The organism is Segniliparus rotundus DSM 44985, assembly GCF_000092825.1.
In the GTDB taxonomy this organism is placed as follows: domain Bacteria; phylum Actinomycetota; class Actinomycetes; order Mycobacteriales; family Mycobacteriaceae; genus Segniliparus; species Segniliparus rotundus.
In genome coordinates this window covers 2,075,102-2,087,429 of record NC_014168.1, presented here as the reverse complement: position 1 = coordinate 2,087,429, position 12,328 = coordinate 2,075,102, and the positions used below count along the sequence as shown (strand labels likewise).

The following is a 12,328-nucleotide window of genomic DNA, read 5'->3' as shown; positions in this document are numbered from 1 at the left end:
ATCCAATTGGGATATGGTGTAATTGGCAACACTAGTGATTCTGGTTCACTCATTCTAGGTTCGAGTCCTGGTATCCCAGCCACGCTTTCGTGTGTGTCGAAAACACGTCAGAGTGTGTCAAAAAAATGTGTATACTATTCGGAGCGATCGTCAAGATCGAGTGCAAGGCCCTGTCGTTTAGCGGTTAGGACGCTGCCCTCTCACGGCAGTAGCGCGGGTTCGAGTCCCGTCGGGGCTACAGCGAAGACCCCCGGCTCTCCAGCCGGGGGTCTTTCTCGTCTCCGAGACTCCGGGCCGGACTGGCCGCAAACTCCGCGTTTCCTGGGCGCGGGCGCGAACAAAGCCCGATGGGCATGAATCAGCAGCCCTCTTCTGGTACAAACCACAGTATGAGTTATTCGTTGCAATTCGGCTGGGTGCAGGCTGTGCTTTTGGCGGTGTTCCTCGTCGGCGGCGGCCTTCTGGTTTCGATGCTGGTCGGGCGGCGGAAGCAGACAGGGGAGCAGAAGCGCCGCTGGCGGCCAAGGCTCAAGCACGGCTTCGGCGGCGCCGTCATGGTCTCGATCGCGACGTTCCTCACCTGGATCACCACGCTGATCCAGGGGTACCTGGGTCTGACAGGTGAGGTCAAGGCCGCGCACGTCGTGGCTTCGAAGATTGAAAACGCCCCTGGTCGGCTCAACGTCGAGCTGACGCTCTACGGGGAGGACCACACCAGTGTCGCTTCCCGGAAGACGTATCAGCTCGAGGGCGACAGATGGGCGCTGCAAGCGAATATCGTCGAGCTCGAACCATTGGCGAACACGCTCGGCCTTCGCGGCGGCTACAAGATCACCCGGCTCGACGGCCAGTTCGAGGACGGCCACCACCCGAGCAAAGACGCCGTCATTTTGAACGACGACAGAGACTTCTTCAAAGAGATGCAGGACCGCACATGGTGGACCAAGCCATTTGTGCGCTCGGCCTACGGCAGTGTTGTGGTCTCGAATCCGGGCGATTACGACGTCTTCATCTCTCGGGACGCCATTACGGCCCGCAGCGCCGCCCGCTGACGCCGCGCGCTCGGTCGCCTTCGTCTTTGGGCACGAGCGCAATCGCGGAAGCCGCGATCACTGCGCACACAGCGAAAGAGCTGGTGTAGCTGGTCGTTTCGATGAGCCAGCCGAAACAGGGCGGCACGAGGAAGCCTGCGGTGTATTGGCAGGTGTTCTGCGCGCCAAGCGCCCGCCCGGACCAGCTCGGTCCGGCGAACTCGGCCACCGAGGTGAAGGCGAGGCCGTTGTCCGCGCAGGTGATGACGCAGGCGGCGACCATGAGCGCGACTGCCGCCGGTGTCGCGTGCCCCCAGCTCGCGAGCGCGAGGCAGCCCAGCAGCCCGGCGGCGATGGCCGCGATCATGCGGATGGTCCATGTTCGGCTCCCGGCCCGGTCCGACCAGATCCCTGCGGCCACTCTCCCCGCGGCCCCCAGGACGTTCGCGAGCGCGACGAGCGCCCCTGCTCGGGTCTCGCCCCACCCGAGGGAGTGGTTGAGCCAGGTGAACATGTATGTCCACACGAGGTTCTGCGGGATGACGAGCAGCACGGACACTGCGTGCAGGAGCCACAGGAAACTTCCTCTCCGGTACGGGTTGTCGCCATCCGCGGCCGCGTGTTCGGCGCTTTTCGCCTGTGGGGTCCGCGCGAACACGGCGCAGAGAGCCGCGAAGACGAGGGCGGCGACCGCTGGGATGATGAGCGAGGCCGCCACGCCTTGGTGTTGCGCCACACCGGGGAGCGCCAGGGCGTCGGCCCCCATGCCGAGCGGCTGCGCCATTTGCCGTATTCCCATGGCGAGGCCCCGTTGCTCTTTCGGGAACCAACCCACGACGATGCGCCCGCTCGCGGCGTTGGTGCTGCCGCATGCCATGCCGGCGACGAAGAGACAGCCGCCGATCCATCTCGGATCGCCTCCCAATGCGGCCGTCCAGGTGCTCGTGCCAGCGAGGGCGAGCCCTGCTGTCAGCGTCCACCGCTCCCCGTGGCGGTCGATGAGAAAGCCCCATCCGATCAAGGTCAGCGTGATCCCGAACGAGGTCATCGCGGCCACGAGGCCTGCTTGAGGCAAGGAAAGCCCGCGCTGAGCGAGCAGCGCGGGGATGAGGAACCGCCCGCGCCGATGACCATGGTGGCGGCCGCGGACGAACTCGTGGCGAGGGCGAGCATCGCCCAGCGGTAGGCCGAGCCGGGACATTTGTCCATATTTTGATATTACTATCCCAGTATATGGGATAGTAAGGGGTCCGGGTCTGGCTCCTGCGGCTTCGCCGCGTCTCGGGCGGTCGCAGCCCGCCCGTGCGGCGCTGGGCGGGGTGCGCGCGTCCGCGCAATGGCCACGGCTGCCGGATCGGTAGGTTTCCTGATCGGGCCACACGCCGCGAAAGAGCCGGAACTCAGATTCCGGCTTCGGCTTTCTCCGGATGCCCGGCATTCTGTTTGCGGACTCGCTCCAGGGCGCTGACCAGCGGCATAGCGAGGACCGCGGTGGCGATTGCGACCACGCCGGAGATGACCATGCCGGGCACGCCGCTCGCGGCGACGGCGACGCCTTCGCTGGTGTGGTAGACCACCCAGGCGCGCGTCGCGGCGCTCGCGAGGAAACTGGCCCCGTAGAGCAGGTTGAGTTGGCGGACTCTGCGGCGGAACGGCTGGTCGGTGTCCCAGCACTGCTCCCAAGCCGCTTCGAGCCCCGGCGAGGTGAGGGCAAGGCCGGGGCGCATGATCCGCTCTAAAAGCGGTTTGCCCACAAACGTCGTGATCGCGCAGCCCACGCCCAGCACAGTGGAGTAAATCGAACCGCGCAGCAGGGCGATCCGCGAGTCGTCGGCGATGATCGCGAGCGCGAGAGAGACCAGGATCGAAGCGAGCACCAAGATTTGGAAGGAATCGACGCGGCGCTCCCGCGCGACCGTGAAGCCCACGCGCGCGCACAGGAGCACGGCGGCGACCGAGAAGGCGAAGAGGGCGGAGTGCCCGAGCCAGCTGTGCAGGATGTAATAGCAGCCTGCGGGCAGAGCGGTGTCGATGAGCATCGGGCGCGCTTTGGCGAATCGCGGATGTGACCACCAGGCGGCGAGTTTGTCCATCATGACAGTCCATTGTGCCGGTAATCTCGGACCGCATGCGGACGATGTGGCTTTCGGGCTTTGCGGCGGTGTTTCTTTGCGCTTCCTGTGCTCACTCCGGCACGACGGCCGAAGAAGGGGCGCAGGGGTTCGCGACCATGGCCGAGCAGCGCAGCGGCCTGGCTGCGATCAGCCCGAACCCGTGCCCCCAGGTCCCCGACGCGCCGGAGGTCCGCGCGGCGGCGGGCGCTTTGCCCGCGCCTGCGGGCAAAAAATGGTCGCAGTCCTACACGGGCCGCTACGACCATTGCGGCGAGCTCACGGCGGCTGTGGTCGCGCTCGAAGGGGACACGGACCCGCTCGGCCCGCGGCAGGTGCTGTTCTTCCACAAAGGCGCATTCGTCGGGACGGCCGACTCGTGCGCGTTCGGACGCGCATCGGTCAAGTCGGCCCGAGGGGACACTGTGCTCGTCCAGTACCGATGGCCGCGTGGCCAGGAGTCTGCCACCACCATGTCCGGCTCTGCCAATATCAAATACCGCTGGAGCGGGGACAGAGTCGAGCGGATCGACCAAATCCCGCAAGAGCTCTACGAGTCCGCGCATTGCGCGGGATGAGAAACCCCGGTCGCTGCGCACCCCTTGGGCCGCCTCGCGCCGAGCCGGTCGGTCAGAAGAAGCCGACTTTGTTCGCCGCGTAGCTGACCAGCAAGTTTTTCGTCTGTTGGTAGTGTTCCAGCATCATCTTGTGGTTCTCGCGTCCGATCCCGGACTTCTTGTAGCCGCCGAACGCCGCGTGCGCGGGGTACGCGTGGTAGCAATTCGTCCACACTCGGCCTGCTTTCAAGCCCCGGCCGAGCCGGTAGGCGGTGTTCATATCGCGGGTCCACACACCGGCCCCCAGGCCGTACTGGGTGTCGTTGGCGATCTTCAACGCCTCGTCCACAGAGTCGCATGTGGTCACCGAGAGAACCGGGCCGAAGATCTCCTCCTGGAAGATCCGCATCGTGTTCGTGCCCTTGAAGATAGTCGGCTCGACATAGTGGCCGTTCGGGTGCTCGTCCACCACGCGCTCGTTGCCGCCGATCAGCAACTGCGCGCCTTCGGCTTTGCCGATGTCGATGTACTTGAGGATTTTCTCTTGTTGCTCGGCGCTGGCCTGGGCCCCGATCATGGTCTCCTCGTCCAACGGGTCGCCGCCTTTGATGGCCCTGGTCCGCTCGACACAGCGCGCGATGAACTCGTCGTAGATGTCGGCGCAGACAATGGCGCGCGACGGACAAGTGCACACCTCGCCCTGGTTGAGCGCGAACATCACGAAGCCTTCGACTGCTTTGTCGAGGAAGTCGTCGTCCTTGGCCATCACGTCGGACAAGAAGATGTTCGGGCTTTTGCCGCCCAGCTCCAAGGTCACCGGGATGAGGTTCTCGGTCGCGTATTGCAGGATGAGTTTGCCCGTGCTGGTCTCGCCGGTGAACGCGACTTTCGCGATCTTCGGGCTGGAGGCGAGGGATTTGCCGGCCTCAGGGCCGAAGCCGTTGACGACGTTCAACACGCCCGGCGGCAACATGTCGCCGATGATCTCCATGAGCACCATGATCGAGGCCGGGGTCTGCTCGGCGGGTTTGATGACGACGCAGTTGCCCGCTGCCAGCGCGGGCGCGAGTTTCCACGCTGCCATGAGCAGCGGGAAGTTCCACGGGATGATCTGCCCGACGACGCCGAGCGGCTCGTGGAAGTGGTACGCCACGGTGTCCGCGTCGATCTCGGAGACGCCGCCCTCCTGGCTGCGGATCGCTGAGGCGAAGTACCGGAACTGGTCCACGGCCAAGGGCAGGTCGGCTCCGAGGCTTTCCCGGATCGGCTTGCCGTTGTCCCAGGTCTCGGCGACGGCCAACGCGGTGAGGTTCTCTTCGAGGCGGTCGGCGACCTTCAGCAGGAGATTGGCCCGCTCGGTCACCGAAGTGGCGCCCCATGTGTCCGCGGCCCGATGCGCCGCGTCCAGCGCCAGATCCACGTCCGCCTCGGTGCTGCGGGCGATCTTGGTGAACACGCGGCCGTCCACGGGCGAGGGGTTGTCGAAGTATCCGCCTTCGACAGGCGCGGTCCATTCGCCGCCGATGAAGTTGTCGTAGCTTGCTTGGAAAGTGAGCGCGCTCCCCTCGGCGCCCGGTGCTGCGTGTTTCACGGTTTCTCCTTTTCCATCGGGAGTGCTCATGGTTCCTCGAGAGCGCGCGCACGTCCGCTGCCGAATGGCTTTGGCAATAGACGTTGCCGCTTTGTGTTCTACGCTACACCGACACGGAGGAGGCGGCGGCAACCAGAGGTGACTGGCCCGTGCGACGGGTAAGGTGTCTTCGCGTGGCAACTCTGGCGTATATACCCTCGCCCCCCCAGGGGGTCTGGTTCCTTGGGCCGATTCCGATCCGGGCCTACGCGCTCTGCATTTTGGCGGGCATTTTGCTCGCGTGCTGGTGGGGCACAAAGCGATGGACCGCCCGAGGCGGTCGCCGCGAGGACGTGGTGGACGTGGCGCTGATCGCAGTGCCGTTCGGCCTGATCGGCGGTCGGCTCTACCATGTCGCGACCGACTGGCGCACCTACTTCGGCGGCCAGGGCCGCTCCCCAGTGCATGCCCTCTTCATTTGGGAAGGCGGCCTGGGGATCTGGGGCGCGGTCGCATTGGGCGGCGTGGGCGCTTGGATCGGTTGCCGCCGCAAAGGAATCCCGCTGCCGGCGTTCGCCGACGCGGTCGCCCCGCCCGTCATCGTGGCTTCGGCGATCGGGCGGTTCGGCAATTATTTCAACCAAGAGCTGTTCGGGCGGGAGACGAACCACTGGTGGGGGTTGCGGCTGTACGAGCGCATTCGCGACGGCGCGGTGGACAACGTGTACGGCGTCTCGGACGGCAGGCCGTGGCTCGGCGGGGAGATGGAGCTCAGCGGCAAGCTCGTCCACCCCACCTTTCTGTACGAAGCGTGCTGGAACCTCGCCGTCGCGGCGGTCCTTGTGGCGCTCGACCGCCGGTTCAAGATCGGCCACGGCAGGCTTTTCGCGCTCTATGTCGCCGGTTACAGCCTCGGCAGGCTCGGTTTGGAATTCGTTCGGATCGACCCGGCGACGACGATCTGCGGCTATCGCGTCAACGTCTACACATCGAGCTTGCTCATCATCGGCGCTTTGGCGTATTTCCTGTTCGCGAAAAAAGGCAAAGAGCTTCCCGAAGAGATCGAAGCGGCCCGAGGGGGCAAACCCGCCGATGAGCCCGAGAAACCCGCCCAGCCGGAGGAGTCTGCTTCCTCCGAACTGTCGCCGATATCTGACGTTCACTCATCCGAAGTCGGACCGGCTGAGCAATCCGACTAGGCTCTTCGGTATGACTCGCCACACAAAGATCGTCTGCACCTTGGGCCCTGCCACCGCGTCTGCTCAAAAAGTCAAAGCTCTCGTCGAAGCGGGTCTGGATGTGGCGCGGCTGAACTTCAGCCACGGGGACCACCCGGACCACGAGCAGATGTACCACTGGGTGCGCGAGGCTTCCGACCAGACCGGCCGAGCGGTGGGGATCATGGCCGATCTGCAAGGGCCGAAAATCCGGCTTGGCCGCTTCGCCGAGGGGCGCACCATCTGGGCGACCGGCGAGACCGTCCGGATCACGGTCGATGACATTGAAGGATCCCACGACCGGGTTTCTACCACCTACAAGCAGCTCGCGAACGACGTCGTCGCGGGGGACACCCTGCTCATCGACGACGGCAAGGTCGGGCTGCGGGCGTTGCGCGTCGAGGGCAACGACGTGGTCTGCCAGGTGTACGAGGGCGGTCCGGTCAGCAACAACAAAGGCATCTCCCTGCCCGGTGTGAACGTCTCGGCTCCGGCGTTGTCGGAGAAGGACACCGAGGACCTCGAGTTCGCCCTGCGGCTCGGGGTGGACTGGGTCGCGCTGTCCTTCGTCCGCTCGCCCGACGACGTGCGTCTGGTCCACGAGGTGATGGACCGAGTCGGCAGGCGCGTCCCGGTCATCGCGAAGCTGGAGAAGCCAGAGGCGGTGGGGGACCAGCTCGAAGAGGTGATCCTCGCGTTCGACGCGGTCATGGTGGCCCGAGGCGATTTGGGCGTCGAGCTGCCCCTCGAAGACGTGCCAGCGGTCCAGAAGCGCGCGATCCAGCTCGCCAGGGCCAACGCGAAGCCGGTGATCGTGGCGACCCAGGTGCTGGAGTCGATGATCGAGAACGCCACCCCCACGAGGGCGGAGGCGTCCGACGCCGCCAACGCGGTGTTCGACGGCGCGGACGCGGTCATGCTGTCGGGGGAGACCTCCGTCGGCAAGCACGTCTTCGTCGCGGTCCGCACGCTGGCCCGGATCCTCGCGGCGGCGGAGAAGGAGCCCGCGCTCATCGCGCCGCTCATCCGGATACCGAGGACGAAAAGCGGCGTCATCTCGTACTCGGCCAAAGACATCGGGGAGCGGTTGGAGGCGAAGGCGCTGGTCGCTTTCACGCAGTCCGGCGACACGGTTCGTCGTCTCGCCCGATTGCACAGCGCGTTGCCGTTGCTCGCGTTCACCCCGGTGCCCGCGGTCCGCAGCAGGCTCGCGTTGTCGTGGGGCGTGGAAACGTTCATCGTGCCGCAAGTGGACTCCACCGACTCGATGATCCGGCTGGTGGACCAGGCCCTGCTGGACATCAAACGGTACGAGCAAGGCGACTTGGTCATTGTCGTGGCAGGAGCCCCGCCGGGGACGGTGGGCTCCACCAACACGATCAACGCCCACCGCATCGGCGAACACGACCACTAGCGTCGGCGCTGCGCCGCGGCGCGCGTTGGTAGAGTCGCCGGATGACTTCAGCGCAATCCCTGATCGACGACGCCAGCGGCGATTTCCAAGAGCTGCTCGGCATTCTCGACCTTGCAGACGGCGGTGACGGCACGTTCATCGGCCAGCATCCGAGCAAGGTCGGCTCCCGAACGTACGGCGGCCAGATCGTCGCTCAGGCGGTTGTCGCGGCCGGCCGGACGGTGAAGTCGCCCGCGCTCGGCCTGCACACGGCGCAGACCCATTTCATTCGCGGAGGCGATGTCAGCCTGCCGATCGAGTTCCAGGTTTCCAGTTTGCGCGACGAGCGGTCCATCGCGAACCGCCACGTGCTGGTGCGCCAGAAAGGCGAGGTGATCGCGACCGCGCTGCTCGCCTACTTCCACAGCAGGCCGGGCCTGGAGCATTCCTCGCAGATGCCCGCCGTCCCGGAGCCAACGGCTTTGCCCGAGCTGGAAGAGACATTCGTGGGGATGGAGCAGGAGCTCTCTTTGTTCGTGGAGGCGCTCAGGCCCATTGATTGGCGGTACGCGAACAACCCCTCCTGGCTCGCCAAGGACGCGGGCGAGGCGCTGCCGCACAACCGTGTGTGGATGAAGACCCGGGGCGAGCTGCCGGACGATCCGCGTGCGCACGAGGCGGCTCTTGCGTACGCCTCCGACACGACGATTCTGGACTCCATCATCACCCAGCACGGGCTCTCCTGGGGGTTTGACCGGATCATCGCCGCCACGCTCAACCACTCGCTGTGGTTCCACCGCCCGGTCCGCTTCGACCAATGGCACCTGTACGCGACCGAATCTCCGGCAGCCGCCGGGTTGCGCGGCTTCTCAACGGGGGCTTTCTACGCCCAGAGCGGCGTGCGTGTCGCCAGCTCCGCGCAAGAAGGCATGGTCATCCACCGGCCCCGCAAGTAGATCAGGCCGGCTCCAGCTCGAAGCCCTCGCCCACCCCTGGGCCGATGCTGTCGAGCACCGCGCCGATGTTCGTTCCGCCCTCGTAGCGCGCGCACGGGAGGTCGAGGAAGTACTGGTTGACGTACTCGTTGAGCATCCCCACCAGTGTGCCCCCGATCACGACCGGGGCTCCTGAGTCGCCCTTCGCGACGCACATGGAGGAGATGTGTTTGTTTTTGCTCGTCTTCACCAACGGCCCGCAGGCCCAGCCGGTCGTGCGGCCCAGTTTGCACACCCAGCTCTGCGGCGGCGGCAGCTCTCGGGAAAGGCCGGTGATCTTCAGGTTGCCAGTGGTCGCCGTCGGGATCACCCGATTCGGGTTGAATTGGATCACAGCGATGTCGGGGTCGGACCTTTTTTTCGCCACAATCCCCAGGCTGCCCGCCTCCTGCGCCACCTCGGAGATCACCGAATCTTTCAGGTCGCCGCAGTGGCCCGCCGTGAGTCCGACGATGTTCCCGTCCGCGTCATGCCCGATCGCTGTCAGCGTGCATGCCAGCTTTTCCCGCCCGACCACGATGATGGGGGACCCGCCCCCGAGCGGCACGCGGTCGTCGGCCGGGGCGGCGGTGGCAAGGGGCGCGAAGCTGGCCAGGCCCGCACACCCCGCGACGAGAGCTCTGATGCTCCGCTTCAACATCACTTGATCCTCCGGACAACGGGGTAGGCGCTAGCAGGATAGAGGCCGCCATCTAGTGTGGCAGACCGAGTGAGTCTGGCAGACCGGGCTGTGCGAAGCCTGAGAACACGCCGGATATTGACCGTGTGAGGAGTGACTGTGACTGATCCGAAGCCGCCGATCGTGCTGATCGCCGACAAGCTCGCCGAGTCGACTGTGGCCGCCCTCGGCGATCAAGTCGAGGTGCGGTGGGTGACTGGGACCGACCGGGAGGCGTTGCTCGCCGCCTTGCCCGAGGCTGACGCGCTGCTCGTGCGCTCGGCAACCCAAGTGGACGCGGAGGCGTTGGCGGCCGGGGCGAACCTCAAGATCGTCGCTCGGGCCGGAGTCGGGCTGGACAACGTCGACGTCGAGGCCGCCACTGCCAACGGCGTGCTCGTGGTGAACGCGCCGACTTCGAACATTCACTCCGCGGCGGAGCACGCTGTGGCGCTGCTGCTCGCCGCCGCCCGTCAAATCCCGCCCGCGAACGACACGACGCACGCGGGGCAGTGGAAGCGCTCCTCGTACCTCGGTGTGGAGCTGTATCAGAAAACGGTCGGCGTGGTGGGCTTCGGGCGTATCGGCCAGCTGGTCGCTTCGCGGCTCAAGGCGTTTGAGACCGAGATCCTCGCCTACGACCCGTATGTCTCCGCCGCCAAGGCCGCGCAGCTCGGGGCGAGGCTGGTGACTTTGGACGAGCTGCTGGCCCAGGCGGACTTCATCACTGTCCACTTGCCGAAGACGCCGGAGACCGCCGGGCTCATCGACGCGGCCGCCCTGCGCAGGACCAAACCGGGCGTTGTCATCGCCAATGCGGCTCGGGGCGGATTGATCGACGAGCAGGCGCTCGCCGACGCAGTGTCCTCGGGGCATGTCCGCAGCGCGGGCCTGGACGTTTTTGTGCAGGAGCCCCCCGGCGAGAGCCCCTTGTTCGGCCTGGAGCAGGTTGTGCTGACGCCGCACCTGGGCGCTTCCACCGTCGAGGCGCAGGATCGCGCTGGAACGGATGTGGCCAAGAGCGTGCAGCTCGCGCTCGCGGGCGAGTTCGTGCCCGAAGCGGTGAACGTCTCGGCCGGCCCGGTCGGCGAAGAAGTGCTGCCGTGGCTGGACTTGGCGCGCAAGCTGGGCGTGCTGCTCGCGGCTGTGGCCGAGCAGGCGGCTGTCGCTTTGGAGATCAAAGTTTACGGCGAATTGGCCGCGGAGCCGGTCGGGGTCCTCGGGCTTGCGGCGCTGCGCGGCTTCCTGTCCGGCTTGGTGGAAACCCCGGTGACCTTCGTGAACGCCGCACAGGTGGCCGAGGGCCGGGGCTTGAGCCACGTTGTGCGGACCGAGCAGGAGAGCCCGAACCATCGGAGCCTGGTCGAGGTGCTCGCAGTCGCGGCGGACGGCAGCACGTCGCAGGTGGCGGGAACGCTCGCCGGCCGTGACCAGGTCGCGAAGATCACCAGTGTCGGTCGTCGCGGCTTCGATTTGCGGGCCGAGGGCTTCAACCTCGTCATCAGCTACGCCGACCGCCCCGGCGCGCTCGGCAAGGTCGGCACCTTGCTCGGCGACGCGGGGGTGAACATCCAAGCAGCTGCCGTGAGCCACGACGCGAGCGGCGACGGCGCGACTATGGTGCTTCGCGTGGACAACGAGATCCCCGCGGACTTGCGCCACGCAGTGGCGGATTCGGTGGAAGCGACCAGCCTCGTCGAGGTCGATCTCCGATGAGCGGGCTCAAGTTGGGCGTGATCCCCGGCGACGGGATCGGCCCGGAAGTGATCCAGCAGGCGCTGCGCGTGCTGGACGCTGTGCTTCCCGGCGTGGAGGCGACGACCTACGAACTCGGCGCGGGGCGCTACCTCGCCACGGGCGAGGTCCTTGCGGATTCCGTCCTGGAGGAGCTGAAAACGCAGCAGGTCTTGCTCCTGGGCGCGATTGGCGGCGACCCTCGCGATCACAAGGTCCCGAGCGGCCTCTTGGAGCGGGGATTGCTGCTCAAGCTCCGTTTCGCGTTCGACCACTATGTGAACCTGCGCCCGGCGCGCAGCTTTCCGGGCGTGCTGTCGCCGCTCGCGGGCGACCCCGAGATCGACCTCGTCGTGGTCCGTGAGGGCACCGAGGGGCCGTACGGCGGCGTTGGCGGCTCCATCCGTTCCGGCACCCCGCACGAGATCGCCACCGAGGTGAGCGTCAACACCGCCTACGCCGTGGAGCGCTTGGTGCGCGAAGGCTTCCGCCAGGCCCAGTCCAGACGCAAGAAGCTCACGCTCGTGCACAAGACGAATGTGTTGACCAACGCGGGATCGTTGTGGTCCAGGACCGTCGCCGAAGTCGGCTCGGAGTATCCGGAGGTCGAAGTCGGCTATCAGCATGTCGACGCAACGACGATCCATCTCGTGGCCAATCCGGGCCAGTTCGACGTGATCGTCACCGACAACCTGTTCGGCGACATCATCACGGACCTCGCCGCGGCGATCACCGGCGGCATCGGTCTTGCCGCGAGCGGGAACATCAACCCCGAGGGCGCGTTTCCGAGCATGTTCGAGCCGGTGCACGGCAGCGCGCCCGATATCGCGGGCACAGATCGGGCCGATCCGACAGCGGCAGTGCTCTCGGTGGCGTTGCTGCTCGACCATGTCGGCGAGCCCGCTGCCGCCGAGCGGGTGCGCCGGGCGGTTGCGAGCCATCTCGCCGACCGTCCTGCGGGCCTGGGCACTGTGGCGACGGGCGATCGGATTCTGGCACTCCTCACCGACTGAGGTCGCGAGTGTTGCTGCCCGTCGATGTATCGGGCCGTTCGTCAACGGG

At 66.3% G+C, this 12,328-nt stretch carries 10 protein-coding genes, 2 tRNA genes and 1 pseudogene; 9 read left to right on the top strand and 4 right to left on the bottom strand.

Annotation, left to right across the window (positions count from 1 at the left end; translation table 11 throughout):
• Positions 1 to 7 precede the first annotated feature (7 nt).
• The 3 genes from SROT_RS10310 (at position 8) to SROT_RS10300 (ending at position 1,052) form a co-directional block, all read left to right on the top strand.
• A tRNA-Gln gene (locus tag SROT_RS10310) sits at positions 8 to 82 on the top strand.
• A gap of 84 nt (positions 83 to 166) precedes the next feature.
• Positions 167 to 238, top strand: a tRNA-Glu gene (locus SROT_RS10305).
• Between the two features lie 151 nt (positions 239 to 389).
• Positions 390 to 1,052 carry a hypothetical protein gene (locus SROT_RS10300; protein ID WP_013138971.1) on the top strand — a complete coding sequence of 221 codons (663 nt, stop codon included), beginning with the start codon at positions 390 to 392 and terminating at the stop codon, positions 1,050 to 1,052.
• Here SROT_RS10300 and SROT_RS10295 read toward each other — a convergent pair.
• Positions 1,027 to 2,240, bottom strand: a pseudogene (locus SROT_RS10295) (MFS transporter). The gene SROT_RS10300 and the pseudogene SROT_RS10295 sit on opposite strands and share 26 nt — an antisense overlap.
• Before the next feature lie 191 nt (positions 2,241 to 2,431).
• Positions 2,432 to 3,127, bottom strand: a complete 696-nt coding sequence (locus tag SROT_RS10290) for a VC0807 family protein (RefSeq protein ID WP_013138969.1) — start codon at positions 3,125 to 3,127, stop codon at positions 2,432 to 2,434.
• A gap of 134 nt (positions 3,128 to 3,261) precedes the next feature.
• On the opposite strand from SROT_RS10290, the gene SROT_RS10285 reads away from it, so the two are divergent.
• Complete coding sequence (locus SROT_RS10285; protein WP_013138968.1) at positions 3,262 to 3,720, top strand: LppP/LprE family lipoprotein; 459 nt, start codon at positions 3,262 to 3,264, stop codon at positions 3,718 to 3,720.
• A 52-nt stretch (positions 3,721 to 3,772) separates the two neighbouring features.
• Here the strand turns inward: SROT_RS10285 and exaC are convergent, their stop codons facing one another.
• The gene (gene exaC, locus SROT_RS10280; RefSeq protein ID WP_187288028.1) at positions 3,773 to 5,320 is read right to left on the bottom strand and encodes an acetaldehyde dehydrogenase ExaC; all 1,548 of its coding nucleotides are present in this window, start codon (positions 5,318 to 5,320) and stop codon (positions 3,773 to 3,775) included.
• A 143-nt stretch (positions 5,321 to 5,463) separates the two neighbouring features.
• Between exaC and lgt the strand changes: the two genes are divergently transcribed.
• The 3 genes from lgt to SROT_RS10265 are packed head-to-tail and all read left to right on the top strand — an operon-like array spanning position 5,464 to position 8,835.
• Positions 5,464 to 6,468 carry a prolipoprotein diacylglyceryl transferase gene (gene lgt, locus SROT_RS10275; protein WP_013138966.1) on the top strand — a complete coding sequence of 335 codons (1,005 nt, stop codon included), beginning with the start codon at positions 5,464 to 5,466 and terminating at the stop codon, positions 6,466 to 6,468.
• A 10-nt stretch (positions 6,469 to 6,478) separates the two neighbouring features.
• Positions 6,479 to 7,900, top strand: coding sequence for a pyruvate kinase (gene pyk / locus SROT_RS10270; protein ID WP_013138965.1), 1,422 nt, complete (start codon positions 6,479 to 6,481; stop codon positions 7,898 to 7,900).
• 41 nt (positions 7,901 to 7,941) lie between these two features.
• Positions 7,942 to 8,835, top strand: a complete 894-nt coding sequence (locus SROT_RS10265) for an acyl-CoA thioesterase (protein ID WP_013138964.1) — start codon at positions 7,942 to 7,944, stop codon at positions 8,833 to 8,835.
• 1 nt (position 8,836) lies between these two features.
• Here the strand turns inward: SROT_RS10265 and SROT_RS10260 are convergent, their stop codons facing one another.
• The gene (locus tag SROT_RS10260; RefSeq protein ID WP_013138963.1) at positions 8,837 to 9,514 is read right to left on the bottom strand and encodes a chymotrypsin family serine protease; all 678 of its coding nucleotides are present in this window, start codon (positions 9,512 to 9,514) and stop codon (positions 8,837 to 8,839) included.
• A 138-nt stretch (positions 9,515 to 9,652) separates the two neighbouring features.
• On the opposite strand from SROT_RS10260, the gene serA reads away from it, so the two are divergent.
• Complete coding sequence (gene serA, locus SROT_RS10255) at positions 9,653 to 11,248, top strand: phosphoglycerate dehydrogenase (protein WP_013138962.1); 1,596 nt, start codon at positions 9,653 to 9,655, stop codon at positions 11,246 to 11,248.
• Positions 11,245 to 12,279, top strand: a complete 1,035-nt coding sequence (locus SROT_RS10250) for a 3-isopropylmalate dehydrogenase (protein ID WP_013138961.1) — start codon at positions 11,245 to 11,247, stop codon at positions 12,277 to 12,279. Before serA ends, SROT_RS10250 begins: the two co-directional genes overlap by 4 nt.
• The last annotated feature ends 49 nt before the right edge of the window (positions 12,280 to 12,328 follow it).